At 71.5% G+C, this 23265-nt stretch carries 21 protein-coding genes; 13 read left to right on the forward strand and 8 right to left on the reverse strand.

Annotation, left to right across the window (positions count from 1 at the left end):
* Nucleotides 1–121: 121 nt before the first annotated feature.
* From IF00_RS0132140 to IF00_RS0132185, 10 genes are all read left to right on the forward strand, one after another.
* The gene (locus IF00_RS0132140) at nucleotides 122–1096 is read left to right on the forward strand and encodes a Rossmann-like and DUF2520 domain-containing protein (RefSeq protein ID WP_037639500.1); all 975 of its coding nucleotides are present in this window, start codon (nucleotides 122–124) and stop codon (nucleotides 1094–1096) included.
* Nucleotides 1093–2175: a pantoate--beta-alanine ligase gene (panC, locus tag IF00_RS0132145; protein ID WP_030324187.1), complete on the forward strand. Its 1083-nt coding sequence runs from the start codon at nucleotides 1093–1095 to the stop codon at nucleotides 2173–2175. Before IF00_RS0132140 ends, panC begins: the two co-directional genes overlap by 4 nt.
* Complete coding sequence (locus tag IF00_RS0132150) at nucleotides 2172–3866, forward strand: L-aspartate oxidase (protein ID WP_030324188.1); 1695 nt, start codon at nucleotides 2172–2174, stop codon at nucleotides 3864–3866. Before panC ends, IF00_RS0132150 begins: the two co-directional genes overlap by 4 nt.
* A complete protein-coding gene (gene nadC, locus IF00_RS0132155; RefSeq protein ID WP_030324190.1) occupies nucleotides 3867–4889 on the forward strand; it encodes a carboxylating nicotinate-nucleotide diphosphorylase in 1023 nt (340 codons plus the stop codon).
* Nucleotides 4889–5695 carry a type III pantothenate kinase gene (locus IF00_RS0132160; protein ID WP_030324191.1) on the forward strand — a complete coding sequence of 269 codons (807 nt, stop codon included), beginning with the start codon at nucleotides 4889–4891 and terminating at the stop codon, nucleotides 5693–5695. Before nadC ends, IF00_RS0132160 begins: the two co-directional genes overlap by 1 nt.
* Nucleotides 5696–5891: 196 nt before the next feature.
* Nucleotides 5892–6470, forward strand: a complete 579-nt coding sequence (locus IF00_RS0132165) for a hypothetical protein (RefSeq protein WP_030324193.1) — start codon at nucleotides 5892–5894, stop codon at nucleotides 6468–6470.
* A gap of 14 nt (nucleotides 6471–6484) precedes the next feature.
* Complete coding sequence (locus tag IF00_RS0132170) at nucleotides 6485–6667, forward strand: hypothetical protein (protein ID WP_030324195.1); 183 nt, start codon at nucleotides 6485–6487, stop codon at nucleotides 6665–6667.
* A gap of 128 nt (nucleotides 6668–6795) precedes the next feature.
* Nucleotides 6796–7257: a BlaI/MecI/CopY family transcriptional regulator gene (locus IF00_RS0132175; protein WP_030324196.1), complete on the forward strand. Its 462-nt coding sequence runs from the start codon at nucleotides 6796–6798 to the stop codon at nucleotides 7255–7257.
* A 29-nt stretch (nucleotides 7258–7286) separates the two neighbouring features.
* Nucleotides 7287–7832, forward strand: a complete 546-nt coding sequence (locus IF00_RS0132180; protein WP_030324198.1) for an amino-acid N-acetyltransferase — start codon at nucleotides 7287–7289, stop codon at nucleotides 7830–7832.
* A 178-nt stretch (nucleotides 7833–8010) separates the two neighbouring features.
* Complete coding sequence (locus tag IF00_RS0132185; protein WP_030324199.1) at nucleotides 8011–8346, forward strand: histone-like nucleoid-structuring protein Lsr2; 336 nt, start codon at nucleotides 8011–8013, stop codon at nucleotides 8344–8346.
* Here the strand turns inward: IF00_RS0132185 and IF00_RS0132190 are convergent.
* Nucleotides 8325–8915, reverse strand: a complete 591-nt coding sequence (locus tag IF00_RS0132190; RefSeq protein ID WP_030324201.1) for an SCO3374 family protein — start codon at nucleotides 8913–8915, stop codon at nucleotides 8325–8327. The two genes, IF00_RS0132185 and IF00_RS0132190, sit on opposite strands and share 22 nt — an antisense overlap.
* A gap of 494 nt (nucleotides 8916–9409) precedes the next feature.
* Between IF00_RS0132190 and IF00_RS0132195 the strand changes: the two genes are divergently transcribed.
* A complete protein-coding gene (locus IF00_RS0132195; RefSeq protein ID WP_030324202.1) occupies nucleotides 9410–11932 on the forward strand; it encodes an ATP-dependent Clp protease ATP-binding subunit in 2523 nt (840 codons plus the stop codon).
* A 78-nt stretch (nucleotides 11933–12010) separates the two neighbouring features.
* On the opposite strand, the gene IF00_RS47715 is transcribed toward IF00_RS0132195, so the two are convergent.
* Entirely contained in the window at nucleotides 12011–15037 is a 3027-nt protein-coding gene (locus IF00_RS47715; RefSeq protein ID WP_030324204.1) for an NACHT domain-containing protein, read from the reverse strand.
* Between the two features lie 474 nt (nucleotides 15038–15511).
* Between IF00_RS47715 and IF00_RS0132205 the strand changes: the two genes are divergently transcribed.
* Nucleotides 15512–16219 (forward strand): M23 family metallopeptidase, encoded by a 708-nt coding sequence (locus tag IF00_RS0132205; protein ID WP_030324206.1) that lies wholly within the window; start codon nucleotides 15512–15514, stop codon nucleotides 16217–16219.
* A gap of 16 nt (nucleotides 16220–16235) precedes the next feature.
* Here IF00_RS0132205 and IF00_RS0132210 read toward each other — a convergent pair whose 3' ends face one another.
* Entirely contained in the window at nucleotides 16236–16793 is a 558-nt protein-coding gene (locus IF00_RS0132210; RefSeq protein ID WP_030324208.1) for a TetR/AcrR family transcriptional regulator, read from the reverse strand.
* 101 nt (nucleotides 16794–16894) lie between these two features.
* On the opposite strand from IF00_RS0132210, the gene IF00_RS0132215 reads away from it, so the two are divergent.
* Nucleotides 16895–18478 carry an MDR family MFS transporter gene (locus tag IF00_RS0132215; protein WP_030324209.1) on the forward strand — a complete coding sequence of 528 codons (1584 nt, stop codon included), beginning with the start codon at nucleotides 16895–16897 and terminating at the stop codon, nucleotides 18476–18478.
* A 187-nt stretch (nucleotides 18479–18665) separates the two neighbouring features.
* On the opposite strand, the gene cseC is transcribed toward IF00_RS0132215, so the two are convergent.
* From cseC to IF00_RS0132240, 5 genes are all read right to left on the reverse strand, one after another.
* Nucleotides 18666–19982 carry a two-component system sensor histidine kinase CseC gene (gene cseC, locus IF00_RS0132220; RefSeq protein ID WP_030324211.1) on the reverse strand — a complete coding sequence of 439 codons (1317 nt, stop codon included), beginning with the start codon at nucleotides 19980–19982 and terminating at the stop codon, nucleotides 18666–18668.
* Nucleotides 19983–20026: 44 nt separating this feature from the next.
* Complete coding sequence (cseB, locus tag IF00_RS0132225; RefSeq protein ID WP_030324213.1) at nucleotides 20027–20731, reverse strand: two-component system response regulator CseB; 705 nt, start codon at nucleotides 20729–20731, stop codon at nucleotides 20027–20029.
* Between the two features lie 43 nt (nucleotides 20732–20774).
* Entirely contained in the window at nucleotides 20775–21536 is a 762-nt protein-coding gene (locus tag IF00_RS0132230) for a hypothetical protein (RefSeq protein WP_030324216.1), read from the reverse strand.
* Entirely contained in the window at nucleotides 21524–22096 is a 573-nt protein-coding gene (locus IF00_RS0132235) for a SigE family RNA polymerase sigma factor (protein WP_030324217.1), read from the reverse strand. Before IF00_RS0132235 ends, IF00_RS0132230 begins: the two co-directional genes overlap by 13 nt.
* 156 nt (nucleotides 22097–22252) lie before the next feature.
* Nucleotides 22253–23248 (reverse strand): HhH-GPD family protein, encoded by a 996-nt coding sequence (locus tag IF00_RS0132240; RefSeq protein ID WP_245234691.1) that lies wholly within the window; start codon nucleotides 23246–23248, stop codon nucleotides 22253–22255.
* Nucleotides 23249–23265: the final 17 nt, after the last annotated feature.

Here is a 23265-nt window from a genome sequence, read left to right on the forward strand (position 1 = left end):
CGATCATCACACCACCGCCCACACCCTGTGGACAGCCACGGAGCACCGCGAAACGCTGGCGTAGCATGACCAGAAATCGTCCGGTACCCGCCGAGGACTGGAACGGAAGGCCGTCCCCACCGTGAACGCATCAGCAGCGCCAGAGCCCCGAGCCGAGGACCGACCCGCCCGGCTCACCGTCGGAGTCGTCGGCGCCGGCCGCGTGGGCCCCGCCCTCGCCGCCGCCCTCCGGCTCGCCGGACATCGCCCCGTCGCCGTCTCCGCGGTCTCCGACGCCTCCCGGCGCCGTGCCGCGGAGCTCCTGCCCGACGTCCCCGTCGTGGAGCCCGCCCGCGTCCTCGCCCTCGCCGACCTGGTCCTGCTGACCGTGCCGGACGACGCGCTGCCCGGTCTGGTCGAGGGCCTCGCCGACACCGGAGCCGTACGGCCGGGACAGCTGATCGTGCACACCTCCGGGCGGTACGGGGCCCGGGTCCTGGATCCCGTCCGGCGCGCGGGCGCCCTGCCGCTCGCCCTGCACCCCGCGATGACCTTCACCGGCACCCCCGTCGACGTCCAGCGCCTGGCCGGCTGCTCCTTCGGGGTCACCGCGCCGGAGGAGCTGCGGCTGGCGGCCGAGGCCCTGGTGATCGAGATGGGCGGCGAGCCCGAGTGGATCGCCGAGGACGCCCGCCCGCTCTACCACGCGGCGCTGGCACTCGGCGCGAACCACCTGGTCACCCTGGTGGCCCAGTCGATGGAGCTGCTGCACAAGGCCGGGGTCGCCGCCCCGGACCGGATGCTGGGCCCCCTCCTCGGCGCCGCCCTGGACAACGCGCTGCGGTCCGGCGACGCGGCCCTCACCGGCCCCGTCGCGCGCGGTGACGCCGGCACGGTCGCCGCCCACGTCGCCGAGCTGCGCAAGCACGCGCCCGGGACGGTCGCCGGCTATCTCGCGATGGCCCGCACGACCGCCGACCGCGCACTCGCGCACGGCCTGCTCAAGCCCGAGCTGGCCGAGGACCTGCTGGGCGTGCTCGCCGACCCCTCGGCGGGCGCGACCGGCACCACCGGAGCCGCCGGAGCGGCCGACGGGCCGCAAGGAGACGACCGATGAGCCTGTTCGCCCGTGACCGCACCGCGAGCGGCCGGCCCGTCCGCCACCAGCCGGCCGAACTCCTCCGCACGGTCGAGGACCTCCACGACGCCGCGGCGCACTTCGGGGCCCCCGGCGGGAACGCCGTGGTCATGACCATGGGCGCCCTCCACGAAGGCCACGCCTCCCTGGTCAGAGCCGCGCGCGAGCGCGTCGGCGACAAGGGCTTCGTCATCGTCACCGTCTTCGTCAACCCGCTCCAGTTCGGCGCGGGCGAGGACCTCGACCGCTACCCCCGCACCCTCGACGCCGACCTGGAGGTGGCCTTCGACGCGGGCGCGAGCGCCGTCTTCGCGCCCTCCGTCGACGAGGTCTACCCGGGCGGGGAGCCCCAGGTCCGGATCGCCGCGGGCCCCATGGGCGAGCTCCTCGAAGGCGCCTCCCGGCCCGGGCACTTCGACGGGATGCTGACCGTCGTCGCCAAGCTGCTCCACCTCACCGCCCCCGACCTGGCCTTCTTCGGCCAGAAGGACGCCCAGCAGCTGGCCCTGATCCGCCGGATGGCCCGCGACCTGAACTTCCCGGTCGAGATCGTCGGCGTGCCGACGGTCCGCGAGACGGACGGCCTCGCCCTCTCCAGCCGCAACCGCTACCTGTCGGCCGACGAGCGCCGCACCGCCCTCGCGCTGTCCGGCGCGCTGTTCGCCGCCCGTGACCGGCTCGCCGCCCAGGAGGCGCTGCGCGCGCGTGCGGCGGCCCTGCCCGGCACCCAGAACCGCGCCGAGGCCCTCTCCAGGCTCGGCGAGGCACGGGCCGCCGCCGACGCCCACGCGGTCGCGCAGGCGGCCGAGGGCTGCGGCGCCGAGGCTGTACGGGCCGCGGCCCGTACGGTGCTCGACGACGCGTCGAGGGCCGAGCCGCCGCTGGTCCTCGACTACCTGGCCCTCGTCGACCCGGCCGACTTCACCGAGGTGGCCGACGACCACGACGGGGAGGCGATCCTCGCCGTCGCGGCGCGCGTGGGCGCCACTCGGCTGATCGACAACATCCCCCTCCTTCTCGGAGCCACCATGTCCACCATGTTCGGAGCCACCCAGTGACCGGAATACGGCTGCACGCCCCCGCGCCCGGCTGGGCCATCGACGCCGACGTCGTCGTGGTCGGCTCCGGCGTCGCGGGCCTCACCGCCGCCCTGCGCTGCACCGCCGCCGGGCTCCGTGCGGTCGTCGTCACCAAGGCCCGGCTCGACGACGGCTCCACGCGCTGGGCCCAGGGCGGCATCGCGGCCGCCCTCGGCGAGGGCGACACCCCCGAGCAGCACCTCGACGACACCCTGGTCGCCGGCGCCGGGCTCTGCGACGAGCGGGCCGTTCACGTCCTCGTCACCGAGGGCCCCGACGCCGTCCGCCGGCTGATCGCGACCGGCGCCGACTTCGACAAGACGGCCGACGGCGAGATCGCGCTGACCCGCGAGGGCGGCCACCACCGCCGCCGCATCGCGCACGCGGGCGGCGACGCGACCGGCGCCGAGATCTCCCGCGCGCTGGTCGAGGCGATACGGGACCGGGGTGTGCGCACCATCGAGCACGCCCTCGTCCTCGACCTCCTGAGGGACGCCGAGGGCCGTACGGCGGGCGTGACCCTGCACGTGATGGGCGAGGGCCAGCACGACGGCGTCGGCGCCGTCCACGCGCCCGCGGTGGTCCTCGCCACCGGCGGCATGGGCCAGGTCTTCTCCGCCACGACCAACCCGGCGGTCTCCACCGGCGACGGCGTCGCGCTCGCGCTCCGCGCCGGGGCCGAGGTCTCCGACCTGGAGTTCGTCCAGTTCCACCCGACGGTGCTCTTCCTCGGCGCCGGCTCCGAGGGCCAGCAGCCGCTGGTCTCCGAGGCGGTACGGGGCGAGGGCGCCCACCTGGTCGACGCCGACGGGGTCCGCTTCATGACCGGGCAGCACGAGCTGGCCGAGCTGGCGCCCCGGGACATCGTCGCCAAGGCGATCACGCGCCGCATGCAGGAGCACGGCACCGAGAACATGTACCTCGACGCCCGCCACTTCGGCGCCGAGATGTGGGAGGAGCGCTTCCCCACGATCCTCGCGGCCTGCCGCTCGCACGGCATCGACCCGGTCACGGAGCCCATCCCGGTCGCCCCTGCCGCCCACTACGCCTCCGGCGGCGTCCGCACCGACCTGCGGGGCCGGACGACCGTCCCGGGCCTGTACGCGTGCGGTGAGGTGGCCTGCACGGGCGTCCACGGCGCCAACCGGCTCGCCTCGAACTCGCTCCTCGAGGGCCTCGTCTTCGCCGAGCGGATCGCCGACGACGTCATCGCCTCCGCCCCGCGCGTGCCGGGCGCCCCGGTGCCGCACGCGACCCCGGTGACCCTGCCGCTGCCCGTGGCCGGCGCCCGGACCCGTATCCAGCGGATCATGACGGCCGGCGCCGGGGTGCTGCGCTCCGAGGCCAGCCTGCGGGAGGCCGCCGAGGCCCTCGACGCGCTGCACAGCGACGCCGTCGCGGGCGGCACCGACGACACCAAGGCGGGCGAGCCGGGCGTGGACGCCTGGGAGACCACCAACCTGCTCTGCGTCTCCCGGGTCCTGGTCGCCGCCGCCCGCCGCCGCGAGGAGACCCGCGGCTGCCACTGGCGCGAGGACCACCCGGACCGCGACGACACGGACTGGCGCCGGCATCTCGTCGTACGCCTCACCCCGGAGCGGACCCTCGACGTCCGCACGACCGGCACGCATGACTTTCCCCCCACCTCCGAAGCCCCCAGGGAGCCGTAAGTGACCACGCCCGAGGAAGCCCGTCCGAAGCCCGTGGACGTCCCTCTCATCCAGATCAACTCGGTCTCCTCCGACGAGGAGGCCGGTGGCTGCGGCGACGGCTGTGGCTGCGGCGGCGGCGAGGAGTTCGAGTGCGGGCTCGACCCCGCGCTCGCCGAGCTCCTCGCGGACGCCGGTCTCGACCCCGTACAGGTCGAGGACATCGCCCACCTAGCGATCGCCGAGGACCTCGACGGCGGCGTGGACGTGACGACCGTGGCGACCGTCCCCGAGGACGCCGTCGCCACCGCCGACTTCACCGCCCGCGAGGCCGGTGTCGTGGCCGGTCTGCGCGTGGCCGAGGCCGTGCTCTCGATCGTCTGCGACGACGAGTTCGAGGTCGAGCGGCACGTCGAGGACGGCGAGCGCGTCGAGGCCGGGCAGGTGCTCCTCAGCGTCACCGCCCGCACCCGCGACCTGCTCACCGGCGAGCGCAGCGCGCTCAACATCCTGTGCCGCCTCTCCGGCATCGCCACCGCCACGCGCGCGTGGGCGGACGTCCTGGAGGGCACGAAGGCCAAGGTCCGTGACACCCGCAAGACGACGCCGGGGCTGCGCGCCCTGGAGAAGTACGCGGTCCGCTGCGGCGGCGGCGTCAACCACCGCATGTCGCTCTCCGACGCGGCCCTGGTGAAGGACAACCACGTGGTGGCGGCCGGCGGCGTGGCCGAGGCCTTCAAGGCCGTGCGCGAGCTGTTCCCCGAGCTGCCCATCGAGGTCGAGGTCGACACGATGCACCAGGTCCGCGAGGTCCTGGACGCGGGCGCCGACCTGATCCTGCTCGACAACTTCACCCCGGGGGAGACCGAGGAGGCCGTCGCCCTCGTCGCGGGCCGCGCCGCCCTGGAGTCCTCGGGCCGGCTGACCCTGGAGAACGCGGCCGCGTACGCCGCGACCGGCGTGGACTACCTGGCGGTCGGCGGCCTCACCCACTCCTCCCCGATCCTCGACATCGGCCTGGACCTGCGCGAGGTGCGGGCCTGATGCTGCTCACCATCGACGTCGGCAACACGCACACGGTCCTCGGTCTCTTCGACGGTGACGAGATCGTCGAGCACTGGCGGATCTCCACCGATCCGAGCCGCACCGCCGACGAGATGGCGGTCCTGCTCCAGGGCCTCATGGGCATGCACCCGCTGCTCGGCGTCGAGCTGAGCGACGGCATCGAGGGGATCGCCATCTGCGCGACGGTCCCCTCGGTGCTGCACGAGCTGCGCGAGGTCACGCGGCGGTACTACGGGGACGTTCCGGCGGTCCTGGTGGAGCCCGGCGTCAAGACGGGCGTCCCGATCCTCACGGACAACCCCAAGGAGGTCGGCGCGGACCGCGTGATCAACGCGGTCGCCGCCGTCGAGCTCTACGGCGGTCCGGCGATCGTCGTCGACTTCGGTACGGCGACGACGTACGACGCGATCACCACGCGCGGGGAGTACGCGGGCGGGGCGATCGCGCCGGGCATCGAGATCTCGGTCGAGGCCCTCGGGGTCAAGGGCGCCATGCTCCGCAAGATCGAGCTGGCCAGGCCGCGCAGCGTCATCGGCAAGAACACGGTCGAGGCGATGCAGTCCGGCATCGTCTACGGCTACGCGGGCCAGGTCGACGGCGTCGTCGCCCGCATGAAGCGGGAGCTCGTCGGCCCCGCCGGCGACCCGTCGGACGTGACCGTGATCGCGACCGGCGGCCTGGCGCCGATGGTCCTCGCCGACTCCAAGGAGATCGACGAGCACGAGCCCTGGCTGACCCTGATCGGCCTGCGCCTGGTGTACGAGCGGAACGTCTCCCGCATGTGAGAGCCGGGGGCGGCCTCGCGGCCCCCGGTCTCCGGCCCCGGTCTCCGGCCCCGCTCTGCGGCGCCCCGTCCCCGGTCGGCGCCCCGTCGTCCCCGGCCCGGCTGTCGTCGGCGCGCCGGAATGATCGCTAAGAGGAAATTGTCCGATTAGCGCGTATCGTCGGCCCATGCCCACGCCATACGGATCCCGCGGCGGCATGGCGTTCAGCGCGGACGAGCTGCGTGTGCTCCGCCGTGCCCTCGCCGTCGCCCTCCACCCCGCCCCCCTCCAGGACGAGGACGTCCAGGACACACTGCTCCTGGCCGAATCCGTGGACGAGGCCGTGCGCGAGGCCGGCCGGCTGCGCGCCTTCCTCCTCGACGACCTGGCCCGCTATCGCGAGGCGCTGCCCGGGTCGCTCGGCGGCTATCTGGAGCTCCTCCAGGACGCCCTCGCCGCCGGGTACGACCCCGCGGCCGACGACCTCGCCGCCCTGCGCGCGCTGCGCCGCAACCCCGCGGCCGCCGCGCTGCTCGCCCGCTGCCAGATCCTCGCCGAGCGCTCGGTGCGCGCCCGCCTGGCCCGGGTCTCCCAGGCCACCACCACCCCCGTGGCCGCCACCCCGGGTCCCAGAACCCGGCTGCTGGCCCTCCCCGGCGGGCGTGCGGCGGCCGACGAGCCCAAGCCGACACCGCCGGCGCCGGCCGAGCGTCCGGTGCCCAAGCCGTCCGAGGTCTTCCCGCCACGCCGGAGGCCCGTACCTCCGCCCCCGCCGGAGGAGCGGGTCGCCGGATAGCTAGTCTGGTCGCCATGGACTACGTATCCGCGCTCGTGCCGCCCATCGTGATGGCCGTCTTCTTCTTCGGTGTCGTCGCGATCATCATCAAGAGCCAGGGCGGGCCGAACAAGGCCAAGGAGGACGCGATCGTGGACGCCGCGATCGCCCGCGCCGAGGCCGTGCGCCAGCCGGCGGACAACGGCGCCAAGGACTGAGGTCCGGCGCGGCCCACGAAGCACCGCGGTACCGGGGACGTACGACCCTTTGAGGTCGTACGTCCTTTTTGTTGCGTTTCCTTCCTTGAATGACACGCTACCGGCGCTTTGCGCACTAAAGTGGCGTTGTGCCCCGTCCTTTGGGAGAGCTCGAAGACGCCGTCATGACGCGCGTCTGGCAATGGAACCGTCCGGTGACCGTCCGAGAAGTTCTCGAGGACCTTCAGCAGGAACGGTCCATCGCCTACACCACCGTCATGACCGTCATGGACAATCTCCATCAGAAGGGCTGGGTCCGCCGAGAAGTCGAAGGCCGCGCCTATCGATATACGGCGGTCTCCACCCGCGCCGCATACGCGGCCGCGTTGATGAACGAGGGATGGGCCCAGAGCGACAACCCCGCCGCCGCGCTCGTCGCCTTCTTCGGGATGATGTCGCAGGACCAGCGTGAGGCCCTGAACGACGCCATCCGCATCGTCCAGCGCGACAACCCGCTTCCCGACCCCACCCCCGCTTCCGCTCCCGCCGCGCCCGAGCAGGGAACCGAGGAGACCGGCGGAACCGGTGCAACCGGGGCCCGAGAGCGATAACCGCACCCCCGGGGCGATAGCGTCCCCCCATGTCGCCGTCCGCTTCCCCGGCCGCCTCCGCGGCCTCCGCCAAAGCCGTCACCGTACGCAGGGCACGTACCGGAGATGTCGCCGCGGTCCGCCGTCTCGTCGATCCCTTCGTCCAGCGCGGGATCCTGCTCGACAAGGCGACCGTCACCCTTTACGAGTCCATCCAGGAGTTCTGGGTGGCGGAACGCGACGAGGACGCCACCGTCGTCGGCTGCGGCGCTCTCCATGTGATGTGGGAAGACCTCGCGGAAGTCCGTACTCTCGCCGTCGATCCCGACTTCAAGGGCGCCGGCGTAGGACATCAGGTGCTGGACAAGTTGTTGCACACCGCCCGATGGCTCGGGGTGCGGCGGGTATTCTGCCTGACCTTCGAAGTCGACTTCTTCGTGAAGCACGGCTTCGTCGAGATCGGCGAGACCCCGGTCGACGGAGATGTCTACAGCGAGCTCCTCCGTTCCTATGACGAGGGAGTCGCCGAGTTCCTCGGTCTCGAACGAGTGAAGCCGAACACCTTGGGCAACAGCCGGATGCTTCTGCACCTGTGACGCGGAACGCGGGACGGAACCCCGCGGGGAACCCCGGTGGAACCCCGACGGAACCCTATGTCCGAATCGCGCACGTTTCCCGCGTTGCCGAGGTTCTGAACCTCTGCCAGGGGTTTGTGTTTTTCCGGGAAAAGCGGTTTCCTTTCCGCGTACTGCATTTTCGATGAAAGGAAATCCGGTGGCACAGAAGGTTCAGGTCCTTCTTGTCGACGACCTCGACGGCGTCGAGGCGGACGAGACCGTGACGTTCGCGCTGGACGGCAAGACCTACGAGATCGACCTCACCACCGCCAACGCGGAAAAGCTCCGTGGCCTGCTCGAGCCGTACACCACGAGTGGCCGTCGTACCGGTGGTCGCACCACCGGCGGACGCGGCAAGGGCCGCGCCGTGGCGACGGGCAGCCAGGACACCGCGAAGATCCGCGCGTGGGCCAAGGAGAACGGCATGAACGTGAACGACCGCGGTCGCGTTCCCGCCGACATCAAGGCTGCCTACGAGGACGCGAACCGCTGAGGCGGCAGCTGCTGAGCCGCCGGCCCCAGGGCCCGGGCACTCAGCAGCCGCACCCGGTGGCACTCCGCGGCGGCGGCGGCCACGAGACGCACCAAGCACGGGGCGGTCCCATCGCCCCACGGCGTGGACCGCAGCGCCGGCAGCGAGGACTCGACCTCGCGGCCCGGTGCCGGGGCCCGCAGCCACACGGCGGCGCCCGGCGCGCCGGATCCGCCCCGCCCCGGGGGAAGGGGCGCGGTCATCCGGCCGTCGGTGCCCAGCGCGGCGAGATCCAGCGAGATCCCGCCCCACTCGAGCCAGTCGAGCAGTCCCGGCAGCTCCTCCGCGCTCCCCGCGGCCACGAGCAGCCTCATCCGGCGCCCCAGCAGGGCCACCGGACCCGTCGCCGGACCCATCCTGCGCAGTACACCGCGTCCGGCCGTCGCGGGCAGCTCCAGGACGTCGAAGCGCAGCCCCGTGACCAGCTGCACCGGCGGGCCGGCCACCGTCGCCCAGCCGAGCTCGTGCTCGTACCACCGTGCGAGACCGCCGTCGATCGGCGTACGGGGAAGCGGGACGGTGAAGGGCATGTCCGGGGAACTCCCGGAGGGGCACGTTGGTTACGCCCGAGAGGGCGCGACGGCCGCCCGACTCCCCGTCCCCGGTGACGCACGGTCCCCCTCCGAACGCGCAAGGTGTCCGTGATGGGGCGTACGAGTGCATTCGGCAGCGCAAGGGTGTTCGCTGGTAGCGGAGGGAACCGGGGTGCGCCGCATGGAGTGTCAGTCCTTACGGGTAAGACATTCCTAGTGGAGAGGGGCGACTCGCGGGCTTCGGCGTCTCACGTTCGCCATCGGCGTACTGATGACGCGGGTAACTACTTGGCCTGCGGGAACATCGTCTCGCACCATCGGGTTGGAGCATTTGTCGGCTGTTCGGCAGCAGGTCTCCCCGCGGAAGAGGGGGTGATCCGGACGGATGTCGGCAGTTGGAATGAGCGGTCCCCGCTTGCGGGACTAAGCTGCGGAAGGACAGGGAGGGGATCGACCCCTAACTGACTGACCGCTCTGAGGAGCGATTAACGATGTTCGAGAGGTTCACCGACCGCGCGCGGCGGGTTGTCGTCCTGGCTCAGGAAGAAGCCCGGATGCTCAACCACAACTACATCGGCACCGAGCACATCCTTCTGGGCCTTATCCACGAGGGTGAGGGTGTCGCCGCTAAGGCCCTGGAGAGCCTCGGGATTTCGCTCGAGGCGGTCCGCCAGCAGGTGGAGGAGATCATCGGGCAGGGGCAGCAGGCCCCGTCCGGGCACATCCCCTTCACCCCTCGCGCCAAGAAGGTCCTGGAGCTCTCGCTCCGTGAGGCCCTCCAGCTCGGCCACAACTACATCGGCACCGAGCACATCCTGCTCGGCCTGATCCGCGAGGGCGAGGGCGTCGCCGCCCAGGTCCTCGTGAAGCTGGGCGCCGACCTCAACCGGGTGCGGCAGCAGGTCATCCAGCTGCTCTCCGGCTACCAGGGCAAGGAAGCCGCCACGGCCGGCGGTCCTGCCGAGGGCACCCCCTCGACGTCCCTGGTCCTCGACCAGTTCGGGCGCAACCTCACCCAGGCGGCCCGCGAATCCAAGCTCGACCCGGTCATCGGGCGCGAGAAGGAGATCGAGCGGGTCATGCAGGTGCTGTCCCGCCGCACCAAGAACAACCCGGTCCTCATCGGCGAGCCCGGCGTCGGCAAGACCGCCGTCGTCGAGGGCCTGGCGCAGGCCATCGTCAAGGGCGAGGTGCCCGAGACCCTCAAGGACAAGCACCTCTACACCCTCGACCTCGGTGCGCTGGTCGCCGGCTCCCGCTACCGCGGTGACTTCGAGGAGCGCCTGAAGAAGGTCCTCAAGGAGATCCGCACCCGCGGCGACATCATCCTGTTCATCGACGAGCTCCACACCCTCGTGGGTGCGGGTGCCGCCGAGGGCGCGATCGACGCCGCCAGCATCCTCAAGCCGATGCTGGCCCGCGGTGAGCTCCAGACCATCGGTGCCACCACGCTGGACGAGTACCGGAAGTACCTGGAGAAGGACGCGGCCCTCGAGCGCCGCTTCCAGCCCATCCAGGTCGCCGAGCCGTCGCTGCCGCACACCATCGAGATCCTCAAGGGTCTGCGCGACCGGTACGAGGCCCATCACCGGGTCTCCATCACCGACGAGGCCCTCGTCCAGGCCGCGACCCTGGCCGACCGGTACATCTCGGACCGCTTCCTCCCGGACAAGGCGATCGACCTGATCGACGAGGCCGGCTCCCGGATGCGCATCCGCCGGATGACCGCGCCGCCGGACCTCCGCGAGTTCGACGAGAAGATCGCCGGCGTCCGCCGCGACAAGGAGTCCGCGATCGACTCGCAGGACTTCGAGAAGGCCGCCTCGCTCCGTGACAAGGAGAAGCAGCTCCTCGCCGCGAAGGCCAAGCGCGAGAAGGAGTGGAAGGCCGGCGACATGGACGTCGTGGCCGAGGTCGACGGCGATCTGATCGCCGAGGTCCTCGCGACCGCCACGGGCATCCCGGTCTTCAAGCTGACCGAGGAGGAGTCCAGCCGCCTGCTCCGCATGGAGGACGAGCTCCACAAGCGCGTCATCGGGCAGAAGGACGCCGTCATCGGCCTCTCGCGGGCCATCCGCCGTACGCGTGCCGGTCTGAAGGACCCGAAGCGCCCCGGTGGCTCGTTCATCTTCGCCGGTCCGTCCGGTGTCGGTAAGACCGAGCTTTCGAAGGCTCTCGCCGAATTCCTCTTCGGCGACGAGGACGCGATGATCTCCCTCGACATGTCGGAGTTCAGCGAGAAGCACACGGTTTCCCGTCTCTTCGGTTCGCCGCCCGGATACGTCGGCTACGAAGAGGGCGGCCAGCTCACCGAGAAGGTGCGCCGCAAGCCGTTCTCCGTCGTCCTCTTCGACGAGGTCGAGAAGGCCCACCCCGATATCTTCAATTCCCTTCTCCAGATCCTGGAGGACGGCCGCCTGACCGACTCCCAGGGCCGGGTCGTGGACTTCAAGAACACGGTCATCATCATGACCACCAACCTCGGGACCAGGGACATCTCGAAGGGCTTCAACCTGGGCTTCGCCGCCCAGGGCGACACGAAGTCCAACTACGAGCGGATGAAGGCCAAGGTCAGCGACGAGCTGAAGCAGCACTTCCGCCCGGAGTTCCTCAACCGTGTGGACGACATCATCGTCTTCCCGCAGCTGACGCAGGAGGACATCCTCCAGATCGTCGACCTGATGATCGGCCGCGTCGACGAGCGCCTCAAGGACCGGGACATGGGCATCGAGCTCTCCCAGTCCGCGAAGGAGCTGCTCGCCAAGAAGGGCTACGACCCCGTGATGGGCGCCCGGCCGCTGCGCCGGACGATCCAGCGCGAGATCGAGGACTCGCTGTCGGAGAAGATCCTCTTCGGCGAGCTGCGCCCCGGTCACATCGTGGTCGTGGACACGGAAGGCGAGGGCGACGAGCGCACCTTCACCTTCCGCGGCGAGGAGAAGACGGCTCTGCCGGACGCCCCGCCGATCGAGGCGACGGGCGGCACGGGCCCGAACCTGTCGAAGGACGCGTAAGGCTCAGCGCCTGAGCACGAAGGGGCGGCCCCGGAACCTGATGGTTCCGGGGCCGCCCCTTTCGTGTGCGGGTGCGGGTCAGGTGGTGATCGTGACGGTGGGGGCGAGGCGCTCGGCGCCGGTGAGCCGGGCGCCGAGTGCGCTGACCGAATCGAGCTGCGGCAGGGACGCCAGCGGCGCGAGGTCGTGGAACGAGCCGGAGCCGCCCATGAGGATCAGATGTCGCAGGCCCGGGAAGACCCGTGTGACGGTGTCCAGGAGTGCGTAGCGGCCGTCGGGGACGAGGAGGGTCAGCACCTCCGCCGACGGAAGCCGCAGCGACTCCGGGGCGCCCCTCAAGGTCTCCGCGTCCGTCAGGAGGTAGAGGAGCCCGTCCAGGGCGGCCAGAGCACCCCAGTCCTCCTCGGACAGGTCCTTCAGGCCGTGGAGGTTCACCGACGTCAGGAAGCGCAGGCTGCCGAGGAAGGTCAGCCCTCCCTCGGGGTACCCGAGCAGGGAGAGGCTCCTCAGCCTGTTCTCGGCGGGGAAGGCACTCAGGAATCCGGCGGGCAGTCCCTGAAGCCGGAGGTGTGCCACGCCGTCGAGCGTCCCGTGCAGGAGGGCCATTCCGTGGGAGGTCAGGCCGGCACGCAGGTCCAGCGTTGCGGGGCGCATGCCGAGGCGCACGACCTCGGCGGCTTGTTCGTCCGACCCGAGAGTGAAGTCGATCCGGTCCTGGTCGAGCCGGGCGATGACCTCCTCGGCGTACCGCGTCGGGTCGAACCGCGACCACCCCCACATCAGCTGCGAGTGGACGCTCACGGAGGTGTGCTCCGTGAACCGGGCGAGATAGGGCAGTGCGGCGTCGTCCGTGATGTGGGTCGCCGTGATCGTCACAGCCAGCGCCGCCTCGTCGTCCAGGCCCTCAGGTCCCGGCAACAGATCCAGGACCACCCGTCCCACCGACGCCAGCTCCCGCGCCTCCGCAGAGCTGCGCGGGGGGATCACCTCCGCCGTCCGCGCCAGGATCCGTTCCCGTACCTCGGGCGCCACCTCCGTCGCGTGGTCCAGCGCGGTTGCCGCCACCACCACCACGCGGAGCTCCGTACGGCGGTCGGGTGCCGCGTCCGCCGCCTTCAGGAGTTCCTCGAAGATCTCCGCGCACTCGCGCGGGCGCGCGTGCCCGACGGCCATGCGGATGACGTCCTCCCACTGGTCGTCCGCCGCGTGCCGGACGAGGACTCCGATGTCCCAGCGGTCCACGAGGGCCTTCGCCGCCAGGTAGTCCTGGAAGGTGCGGTGGATGAAGTCGACCGTGTCGGCGGTCGGCTCGCGCAGCAGGCCGCTGCGGTGGAGGAGGTGGGTGAAGACCGGGCCGGGGTCGTATCCCGACGCCTCCGTGATCGCCGGGACGGCCTCCCGCACCACCGACTCCGCGTGCGCGCGGTCCATCGTCGTGCGGCCGTTGAGCGTCAGCCAGTACGCGATCCGCTGGATCAGCTGGATCTGCGGGCTCTCGCCGAGCTCGATCCCGTACGGCGTCCCCATGTCCCGCTCGCGGTCCCGGCGCGAGAGCAGCATCGCCAGCGCCGCGTCGTACAACGCCTTGCGGCCACGGGGCAGGAAGCCGCGCCTCCCGTGGTGCAGAGCGCAGATCAGGCCGCACATCAGAGGGCTGGTGGCGAGCTGGGCGACGTCCGCCGTCGTGCGCAGGGCGTCGAGGAGCGGCTGCTCGTACGGCGCTGCCGCCGGCCCGGCGGCCCGGTGCCAGCGGCGGACGAAGGTGGCGACCTCGGGGGTGGACATGGGGGCGAGGGTGAGCTCGGCGAAGCCGTCCGACGCGAGCCAGTCGTCGCTCACGGCGGTGGGGCGGGAGGTCACGAGCCAGCGGTTGCCGTCGTAGGTGTCGAGGAGGTCGCGGAGCCAGCGGCGCGCGCGGTCGCGCTCGGCCTCGGGGATCTCGTCGATGCCGTCGACGAGGACCAGGCCGCGCCCGGTGGCGAGGACGCGGTCGGCCCAGCCGTCGGGCGGGGAGAGCGGGCAGTCGACGGCGGAGAGGAAGCGGTCGGGGGCGGGGAGGCGCTCGCCGTGGCGGGTGAGGGCGCGGAGGGGGAGGACGAAGGGGATCCGGCCGTGGAGGTACGCCATGTCGTCCGCGAGGTCCTCGCGGGTGGCCGACACCGCCAGCCACTGGATGAGCGTCGTCTTGCCGGAGCCGGCCGCCCCGCGCAGGAGCACCTTGTCGTGGTGGGCGAGGATCTGGTCGGCACGGTCGGCCGGGGCGAAGCGCCGGGAGACGCTCGTGGCTCCGGCCGCCGCCGCCCGGGCCGCCCTGGCGGCGGGGTCCGTCTCCTCGTCGGGCGTCCGCGTCCGGGGCGCGGCCGACCAGGTGTCCTCCGGACCTCGCGTCGCCTCCAGCGACAGGTACGCCACGTCCAGCGGCCACTTCTCCGGTGCGTCCCGCAGGTCCACGCCGTAGATCGTCAGGCGGCCGTGCTTCCTGGCCAGGTGGGTCAGGTAGCGCCGCTCGAACTCGGCGTCCCGGCCGTCCGCCCGGGGCACCCGGCGGACCACCTCGTCCAGCTTGGCGATGAGCTCGCTCTGTCCTCGGGCCTGTTCCACCAGGCTGCGGGCCACGAACGTGGAGCGCTGGGTGAAGAAGTCGAGGATGTGGAGGCAGGCCCACTCCGTCATCGACTCCAGGTAGCGGACGGAGTCCGTCGACAGGCCGTCCGGGGCCGGGGCAGCCGTGCGCAGGCGGCGGGCGAGGGCGGTGTGGCCGAGGCGGACGGCCTGGACGTCGTCCATGTCGAGGCCGCCCAGGGCCAGGAGCGTCGAGGCGAGGGTGTCGGTGACCGCCTCGGTCTCGTCGGCGGGGAAGGGCCGCTCCCCGGTCCCCGCCCCGGCCCCGTCCACGGACCGGCCCACCAGTGTTCCCGCCAGCTTCCGTACGTCCTTCTCCGTCAGCGTGCGCTTCTCTCCGCGGAAGGAGACGAGGGCGGAGAGTCTGACCTTCTCCGACCGGCTCGTGAGGCCCGCCCCTGGACCATCGCTGACCAGCAGTTTTCTCAGGATCGGGCCGATCGCGGCCGAGGCGAGGCGCGTGCCGATGAGCGCCGGTTCCATGTGTGTCCCCCCGTGGGTTCCCGAAGCGGTCAGCGTAGTGCGGGACGGTCCTCCGAACGGCTCGGTCGCGTGACCCAGGTCCCATTGGCGGCCGGTGCCTGGTGACAAGGCGCACAGGGGTTTCGAGGGGTACTAGCCGGAATAGTGGCGACCTTTGGTGTCGATTCGGGACGTTCAGGAGTGAACCACCAGGACTTTGGTCCCCGAGGGTCCCGAACCGGACGCCAGACGGCGTTTTGCACGGTTCCGGTTCCCGTGACATGCGGATAAACCGGTTCTCTTGTGCCGGTATGTCCGATTTCGAAGGTGGCTCCGGAGGCCGTCAAGGGCGGATCTTCCCTGGAGATCGCTACGACCTGATGTCGTAGATGGGGTGTTTTGGGCTGGATGGGGGTCCGGGTTACCAAGGATGAGCAAGCCCGACGCAGAGCACCGTTCGCGTCGGGTCCCGTACTTCCCGGAGGTTTCCCCCGTATGTCGAAGCGCATGAACCCCGCCGCCCGTGTCACCGTCGTCGCTCTTGCCGCCGCCGGCCTGGGAGCGACGATGGTGACCGGAGCTGGGTCCGCCTTCGCCGCCGAGGGCAAGGCCGTCACCGCCCCGGTCGCGGTCACCGCGTCTGCCGCCGTCGCCGCTCAGGCCGACGCCCAGGCGCACGTCGCCGCCCAGGTGAAGGCGGCCGCCGCGAAGGCCGCAGCCGTCAAGAAGGCCGCCGCGGTCAAGAAGGCCGTCACCGTGAAGCCGGTCGCCGCCAAGAAGGCCGCGTCCTGGGTCAAGCCGGTCGCCGCGTACACGCTGAGCGCCAGCTACAACCAGGGCGGCGCCATGTGGGCCCACAAGCACTCCGGCCAGGACTTCGCCGTTCCGGTCGGCACCCCGGTCAAGGCCGCGGGCACCGGCACCGTCGTGAAGGCCGGCCCGAACGGCGGCGGCGACGGCCCCGCGTACGGCAACGCGATCGTCGTCAAGCACGCCAACGGCACGTACTCGCAGTACGCCCACCTGTCGAAGATCAAGGTGCACATCGGCCAGAAGGTCCTCGTCGGTCAGCAGATCGCCCTCTCGGGCAACACCGGCAACTCCTCCGGCCCCCACCTGCACTTCGAGATCCGTACGACCCCGAACTACGGCTCCGCCGTGAACCCGGCCGCCTTCCTGCGGTCCCACGGCGTCTCCATCTGAGCCGTACGAACAGACCTCATGAGGCCCGGTGGGCCTGGTTGAGCAGATCGAGGGCGACCTCGAGGGTGGCCCTGTGCTTCTCCTCGGGGTCGCCTTCGAGGTTCTGCATGAAGAACGTGCCCGCGTGCAGTGTGAAGATCGCGCTGACGCAGCGCACCTGGTCCACCATCGCGAAGTCCGGTTCCTGGATCAGTCCGGTCAGCGCGAGCATCCGCTCCTTGAAGGTGAGGCCGACGCTCAGCTCGCGGACCGTCGCCTGGTTCTCCTGCATGAAGCGGAAGAGCGGGGCCGCCGCGCGCAGTGCCACCTGGTAGCGGCGCAGCACCTCCTGCCGGGTCTCCAGGGTCCGGGGCTGTTCCTGGGCCCAGGTGATCAGGTCGTCCATGGGCCGGGTGAGGTCCTCGAAGATCCCGACGAGGATGTCTTCCTTGGTCTTGAAGTGGTAGTAGAGCGCCGCTTTCGTGACGTCGAGGCGTTCCGCGATCTCGCGCAGGGAGGTCTTCTCGTAGCCCTGCTCGGCGAAGAGATCGAGGGCCACGTCCTGGATGCGCTGGCGGGTGTTGCCTCGGGCCATGACTGCCCTCCACTTTCCAAAGAACTTACTTGACGACCGGCAAGTTACGGGTCTACCTTCCCCAGTGTAGTAACTAGCCGGGCGGCAAGTAAGGGATGAAGATGACGACGCAAGCCACAGCGACACCGGCACAGGGGGAGACGGAACCGCAGCCGCGCAGCGTCCGCGTCGTCCTGCTCGCCCTGATGATCGCGATGCTCCTCGCGATGCTGGACAACATGATCATCGGCACCGCGATGCCGACCATCGTCGGCGAGCTCGGCGGCCTGGAGCACCTCTCCTGGGTCGTCACCGCCTACACCCTGGCCACCGCCGCCTCCACCCCTCTGTGGGGCAAGGTCGGCGACATGTTCGGCCGCAAGGGCGTCTTCCTCACCTCGATCGTGATCTTCCTGATCGGTTCGGCGCTCAGCGGCATGGCCCAGGACATGGGCCAGCTCATCGGCTTCCGTACGATCCAGGGCCTCGGCGCCGGCGGCCTCATGGTCGGCGTCATGGCGATCATCGGCGACCTCATCCCGCCCCGCGAGCGCGGCAAGTACCAGGGCATGATGGCCGGCGTGATGGCCCTCGCCATGATCGGCGGACCGCTGGTCGGCGGCACCATCACCGACCACTGGGGCTGGCGCTGGTCCTTCTACATCAACCTGCCGCTCGGCGCCGTCGCCCTCGCCATGGTCACCGCCGTCCTGCACCTGCCGAAGAAGAAGCGCGCCACGGGCACCCGGATCGACTTCCTCGGCGCCGCGCTGCTGACCGTCGGCATCACCGCGATCGTCCTGGTCACCACCTGGGGCGGTACGGAGTACGCCTGGGGCTCGGCCACCATCGTCGGCCTGGCGGTCGGCGGAGCGCTCTCGCTCGCGGCCTTCCTCTGGGTGGAGACCCGCGCGAGCGACCCGATCATGCCGCTGCACATCTTCCGCAGCCGCAACTTCACGCTGATGTCCCTGATCGGCTTCATCACCGGTTTCGTGATGTTCGGCGCGGTCCTCTACCTGCCGATCTTCCAGCAGTCCGTCCAGGGCGCCTCGGCGACCAACTCCGGCCTGCTGCTCCTGCCGATGCTGCTGTCGATGATGGTCATCTCGCTGGTCGTGGGCCGCTTCACCACCAGCACCGGCAAGTACAAGATCTTCCCGATCCTGGGCGGCGCGCTCATGACGGTCGGTCTGTTCCTGCTCTCCACGATGGACACCGACACCTCGCGGCTGATCTCCGGCGTCTACATGGCGGTCCTCGGTGCCGGCATGGGCTTCCTGATGCAGATCACCATGCTGGTCGCCCAGAACAGCGTCGAGATGAAGGACATGGGCGTCGCCTCGTCCTCCACCACCCTCTTCCGGACGCTCGGCTCCTCCTTCGGCGTCGCGATCATGGGCGCGCTCTTCACGAGTCGCGTCCAGGACGAGATGGCGGCACGCGGCGGATCCGGCCTCACCGAGCGGACGGCCCAGCTCGACGCGGCCAGCCTGGCCAAGCTGCCGGAGGCGCTCCGCGAGGCCTACCAGCACGCGGTCTCGACGGGCACGCACGGCGCCTTCCTGGTCGCCGCCGCGGTCTCCGTCCTCGGCCTGGCCCTCGCCTTCTTCGTCAAGGAGGTGGCGCTGCGCGGTGCCGGTCCGGCGCCGGCCCCGACGGCGGCAGAAGGCGACGACAAGGTGAAGGTCGCCGAGACCGTCTGATCGCCTCGTGAGAGGTACGTGCGTACGGCGGTGGGGCCGGTCCTGACACAGGACCGGCCCCACCGCCGTACCTCTCACACGCCACAAGCGGCAGAGGTCAGTAGGCCGGCCGTGCCCGAAAGAACCGTCGGTCGGGCGGCGGTGCCCACAGGAACCGTCGGTAGACCGGCCGTGCCCGCGGGGACCGTCAGTCGGCCGGCCGCAGGATCGGGAAGCTGCCGGTGTTCGTCGGCGCGTGGTCCGGCAGCCACAGCACCGCGATCGCCCCGCCCACCCCGTTCGGCGCCGCCTCGGAGGCCACGTTCCGGAAGGTCAGCCGGGCGCCCAGGACCCGCGCCTGGCCGGACGCGATCGTCAGGCCCAGGCCGTGGCCCTGGCCCGCGCGGTCGCTCGTCCCCGTACGGAACCGGCTCGGGCCCTCCTTGAGCAGCGCCTCGGGGAAGCCGGGACCGTGGTCGCGGACCCGCACGACGCGGCCCTCCACGGTGACCTCCACCGGCGGCTTGCCGTGCTTGGCGGCGTTCGCGAGGAGATTGCCGAGGACGCGCTCCAGGCGCCGCGGGTCGGTGTTCACCCAGGAGTCGTGGACGACCCGGACCACCACGCCGGGATCGAGCGTCCGCACCCGCCGCTCCACGAACTCCCCGAGCGCGATCTCCTGGAGTTCCGCCCGCTCCGACGCACTGTCGAGCCGGGCCACCTCCAGCACGTCCTCGACCAGCGTCCGCATCGCCTGCGCCCGGTCCCGTACGAGCTCGGTCGGACGCCCCGGCGGCAGCAGCTCGGCCGCCGTGAGCAGCCCGGTCACCGGGGTGCGCAGCTCGTGCGCGATGTCCGCGGTGACCCGCCGCTCGGCCTCGATCCGCTCGTTGAGGGCGTCGGTGAGGGCGTCGACCGCCCACGCCAGGTCGTCGGTCTCGTCCCGTACGACCCCGCCGACGGCCTCCCTGACCCGGACGTCCGTGTTCCCCTGGGCGACCCGTCCGGCCGCGACGGCGGCCTTCCGCAGCCGCCGCGAGAGCTGGCCGCCGATGAGCACGCCGAGGGCGCAGCCGCCGAAGACCACCGAGACCGAGCCGATGACGAGGGCACGGTCCAGATCGTTCATGATCGTCGCGCTGCGGTCGGCGAAGGGGATGTGCAGCGAGAGCACGTCGCCGTTGGCGAGCGGCACCGCCGCCCACACGTCGGGCGGCCCGCCGTGCCGGTGCTCCTGCACATACGTGCCGCGCCGCTTGTCCTGCATCAGCTGATCGAGCTGAGTGGGCAGCGACGGGTCGTTGATCTTGGTGCCGAAGCGCGGTTCCTTCGGCTTCGACGTCTCGTACATCCGCTGGGCGAAGAGCAGGCGCTCCATCTGCACGTCGCGCGCGTTGTCGAGCATCGAGATCCGGGCGGCGTTGTGCACGACCACGCTCAGGGTGACCGCGATCAGCGCGCCGACCGCCGCGATGGCCACGGCGATCTTCCAGCGGACGCCGGTACGGAGGGGGCGCAGCTTCACCGGTGCGTGCCCGTCTCGGGGGGTGTCGTGTGGATCATGCCGCCCTAGCTCTTGAGCTTGTAGCCGAAGCCGCGGACCGTCTCGATCCTGTCCTGGCCGATCTTGGCGCGCAGCCTCTGGACGTGGACGTCCACGACCCGGGTGTCGCCGCCCCAGCCGTAGTCCCAGACCCGCTCCAGGAGCTTGTCCCGGGACAGCACGGTGCCCGGCGCCGACGAGAACTCCAGGAGCAGCCGCATCTCGGTCGGCGTCAGCCCGACCGGGGCCCCGCCCTTGCGGACCTCCATGCCGTCGGTGTCGACCTCCAGATCGCCGAAGGCGAGGAGTCCGCCGCCGTCCGGCCCCTCCTCCCCGCGCTCACCGGTGCCGGGACCGCCCGCGTGCCCGAAGCGGCGGAGGACGGCGCGGATCCGGGCCATCAGCACGGAGCCGTCGAACGGCTTGGTGACGTAGTCGTCGGCCCCGGCCTCCAGACCGAGGACGACGTCGATCGAGTCGGCGCGCGCCGACAGCATGATCACCGGCACCGTCGACTCGTCGCGGATCCGGCGGCAGAGGCTGACCCCGTCCATGCCCGGCAGCATCACGTCGAGCAGGGCGATGTCCGGCCGCTGCGCCCGGAAGGCGTCCAGACCGGAGAGGCCGTCGGGCATGGACGTGACCCGGAAGCCGTCCCGTTCGAGGGCGAGCTGGGTGGCCTCGCGGATGACGTCGTCGTCCTCGACGAACAGGACATGGGTCTCGGCCATCGTGCGTGCCCTTCGGATCTCTCTGCGGGTGGGGGGGTGCGGCTCAGTTGGCGGGGGGTTCGCTCGGCGCGGGTTCGACGACCTCGCCGTCGCCGACGGCCCGGCTGTAGTCGTTGTGCACCCAGTCGTGCTGGGTGAACCTGTTCCCCGACCAGCGGTACGTGATCACGTCCTCGCCCGAGGGGTAGGCGACCGGGTCGCCCTTCGCGTACACCTGCTTGGTGACGACGAGTTCGCCCCGGTCGATCGTGGCGTAGACGGCGGCGTCCTCCGCCATGAACACGTTCTCGTACCCGTCGCTCTGCTTCCGGTAGACGTACGTGCCGATGCCGACGGCATCACCGCAGGTCATCACGTTGACGACGACGTCGGGCGCGGGAGCGTTCGTGAGGTTCCCGTACGAGGCGTCCACCGGGTACGCGTCCGCGACGCAGGGTTTCAGATCGGTCTTGAACCGCTCCTCGATCTTCGGGTCGGCCTTCAGCAGCTGGATCGGATCGACCCGCTCGGCGGACCGGAGGTCGCCGTCGGCCGAGGGCGAGGGGGTGGGCGCCGCCGCGGCCACGTCCCTGGTGGCGGCCGCTCCCTCGTCCCGGGAGCCGGTGCCGCCGGTGGAACAGGCGGCCATGGACAGCCCGACGGCGACGAGCCCGGCCGTCGCCGTGATGCTCGCCGCCTTGGTGGTACGGCGCCGGCGGCGCCGCCCGGTTCCGTACCGGTCGTCGCCGCCGGGGCCGCCACCGCTGTCGATGTCGTCTTCGCCGTCGTGTCTTCTGCCGTCGGCTTCGCCGTCTAGGCCGCGCACCGCTCCCGCCCCCGTTCGTCGCCTCGTACGGTCGCCCGCTCTCCGGTCCGCCCCAGGGCGCGGGCGTCGAGATCACGGCTCTCCAGCTCCTGGCGCAGCCGGGCGAGCGCCCGGTGGAGCGTCGACTTCACCGTACCGGTCGACATGCCGAGCGCCGCCGCCGTCTCCTCGGTGCTCATCTGTTCCCAGTGCCGCAGGACGACGACGCTGCGCTGCTTCGGCGCGAGGACCTTCAGGATGTCCATGAGGAGGGCACGGTCGGCGTGCTGCTCGGTCGGGTCGTCGACGGAGGCGTCCGGCAGCTGCTCGGTGGGCACCTCTTCGAGCTTGCGGGAGCGCCACCACTCGGTCCGGGTGTTGATCATGACCCGGCGGAGGTAGGCGTCGGCCAGGGACTTGTCGGCGATGCCGTCCCAGCGGCCGTACGTACGGGCGAGGGCCGTCTGCAGGAGGTCCTGGGCGTCGACGGGGTCGGCCACGAGACGACGTGCACTGCGCAGCAGCGCGTCCTGCCGCGTGCGTACGTACTCCTCGAAATCGAGCACCTCGCCATGCCTCATCCGAACCGCCTCCGAACCCCGTGACCTGCTTCGTTCCTCGTGTCGTCGATGACGCTACGGAGCGGTTGTCACGGGGCTGTGCGGGGCAGCCGTCGGTGGACGCACGGCTACCCATCGGTTGTGTAACAGCGGGACGAGGGGCGGGCGGCGCCCGGCTCAGGCCACGGGCAGCCGGTAGAGCCCGCCGTCCAGCGGTTCCACCAGGCCGTCGGCGACCAGTCCGTCCAGGGCCCTGGCCCGCTGCACCGGCTCGTCCCAGACCTTGTCCAGGACCGCCTGCGCCACCGGTTCGGTCGACTCCCGCAGCACCGCCAGGAGCCGGCCCCGGACCTGACGGTCGGTCCCCGCGTACGTCTGGCCGCGCCGCGGCGGGCCGTCGTGCGCGGGCTTCCCCGAGAGCCGCCAGGCGCACTGCCCGGAGATCGGGCAGCGCCCGCAGTCCTCGTTCTTCGCCGTGCAGACGAGCGCGCCCAGTTCCATCGAGGCGGCGGCCCAGCGGGAGGCCGTCGCCTCGTCCGCCGGCAGCAGTGCGCGGGCGAGCCGGCGCTCCGCGGCCGTCGTCGCGTTCGGCGGGTACTGGACGCCCGTCGCCGCCCGAGCGAAGACCCGGCGCACATTGGTGTCCAGGACGGCGTGCCGCTGGCCGTACGCGAAGGAGGCCACCGCGGCCGCCGTGTACTCGCCGATGCCGGGCAGCGCGAGCAGCTGCCCGTGATCGCTCGGCACGTCGCCGCCGTGCCGTTCCTTTATGGCCACGGCCGCCGCGTGCAGCCGCAGGGCCCGGCGCGGATAGCCGAGCCGGCCCCAGGCGCGGACCGCCTCACCGGGCGCGTCGGCGGCCAGATCGGCCGGGCGCGGCCAGCGCGCGAGCCACTGCTCGTACACCGGGAGCACCCGGACGACGGGTGTCTGCTGGAGCATGAACTCGCTGACCATGACGCCCCAGGCCCCGGCCTCGGGGTGGCGCCAGGGCAGGTCGCGGGCGTGCCGGTCGAACCAGGCGAGGACGGGCCCGTGCAACTCGGCGGGGGGCGTCGGGAGGGCGGGCGCCTCGAAGGCCGCGGAGGCCTCGGGGGCCTCGGCGGCATCCAGGGCCCCGGGGGCTTCGGCGGCGGGGGCGGCAGGCGTGAGGGGAGCGTCGATGGAAGTCATGGCACCACCGATCCTGG

Origin of the sequence: Streptomyces flavochromogenes (genome assembly GCF_000717595.1) — a bacterium.
Taxonomy (GTDB): Bacteria; Actinomycetota; Actinomycetes; order Streptomycetales; family Streptomycetaceae; genus Streptomyces; species Streptomyces flavochromogenes.

Excerpts from the sequence above, each read along its gene's own strand:
- panC (WP_030324187.1), top strand. The coding sequence starts at position 1,093 with ATGAGCCTGTTCGCCCGTGACCGCACCGCGAGCGGCCGGCCCGTCCGC.
- IF00_RS0132160 (WP_030324191.1), top strand. The coding sequence starts at position 4,889 with ATGCTGCTCACCATCGACGTCGGCAACACGCACACGGTCCTCGGTCTC.
- IF00_RS0132165 (WP_030324193.1), top strand. The coding sequence starts at position 5,892 with ATGGCGTTCAGCGCGGACGAGCTGCGTGTGCTCCGCCGTGCCCTCGCC.
- IF00_RS0132170 (WP_030324195.1), top strand. The coding sequence starts at position 6,485 with ATGGACTACGTATCCGCGCTCGTGCCGCCCATCGTGATGGCCGTCTTC.
- IF00_RS0132180 (WP_030324198.1), top strand. The coding sequence starts at position 7,287 with ATGTCGCCGTCCGCTTCCCCGGCCGCCTCCGCGGCCTCCGCCAAAGCC.
- IF00_RS0132190 (WP_030324201.1), bottom strand. The coding sequence starts at position 8,915 with ATGCCCTTCACCGTCCCGCTTCCCCGTACGCCGATCGACGGCGGTCTC.
- IF00_RS0132195 (WP_030324202.1), top strand. The coding sequence starts at position 9,410 with ATGTTCGAGAGGTTCACCGACCGCGCGCGGCGGGTTGTCGTCCTGGCT.
- IF00_RS47715 (WP_030324204.1), bottom strand. The coding sequence starts at position 15,037 with ATGGAACCGGCGCTCATCGGCACGCGCCTCGCCTCGGCCGCGATCGGC.
- IF00_RS0132205 (WP_030324206.1), top strand. The coding sequence starts at position 15,512 with ATGTCGAAGCGCATGAACCCCGCCGCCCGTGTCACCGTCGTCGCTCTT.
- IF00_RS0132210 (WP_030324208.1), bottom strand. The coding sequence starts at position 16,793 with ATGGCCCGAGGCAACACCCGCCAGCGCATCCAGGACGTGGCCCTCGAT.
- IF00_RS0132215 (WP_030324209.1), top strand. The coding sequence starts at position 16,895 with ATGACGACGCAAGCCACAGCGACACCGGCACAGGGGGAGACGGAACCG.
- cseB (WP_030324213.1), bottom strand. The coding sequence starts at position 20,731 with ATGGCCGAGACCCATGTCCTGTTCGTCGAGGACGACGACGTCATCCGC.
- IF00_RS0132235 (WP_030324217.1), bottom strand. The coding sequence starts at position 22,096 with ATGAGGCATGGCGAGGTGCTCGATTTCGAGGAGTACGTACGCACGCGG.
- IF00_RS0132240 (WP_245234691.1), bottom strand. The coding sequence starts at position 23,248 with ATGACTTCCATCGACGCTCCCCTCACGCCTGCCGCCCCCGCCGCCGAA.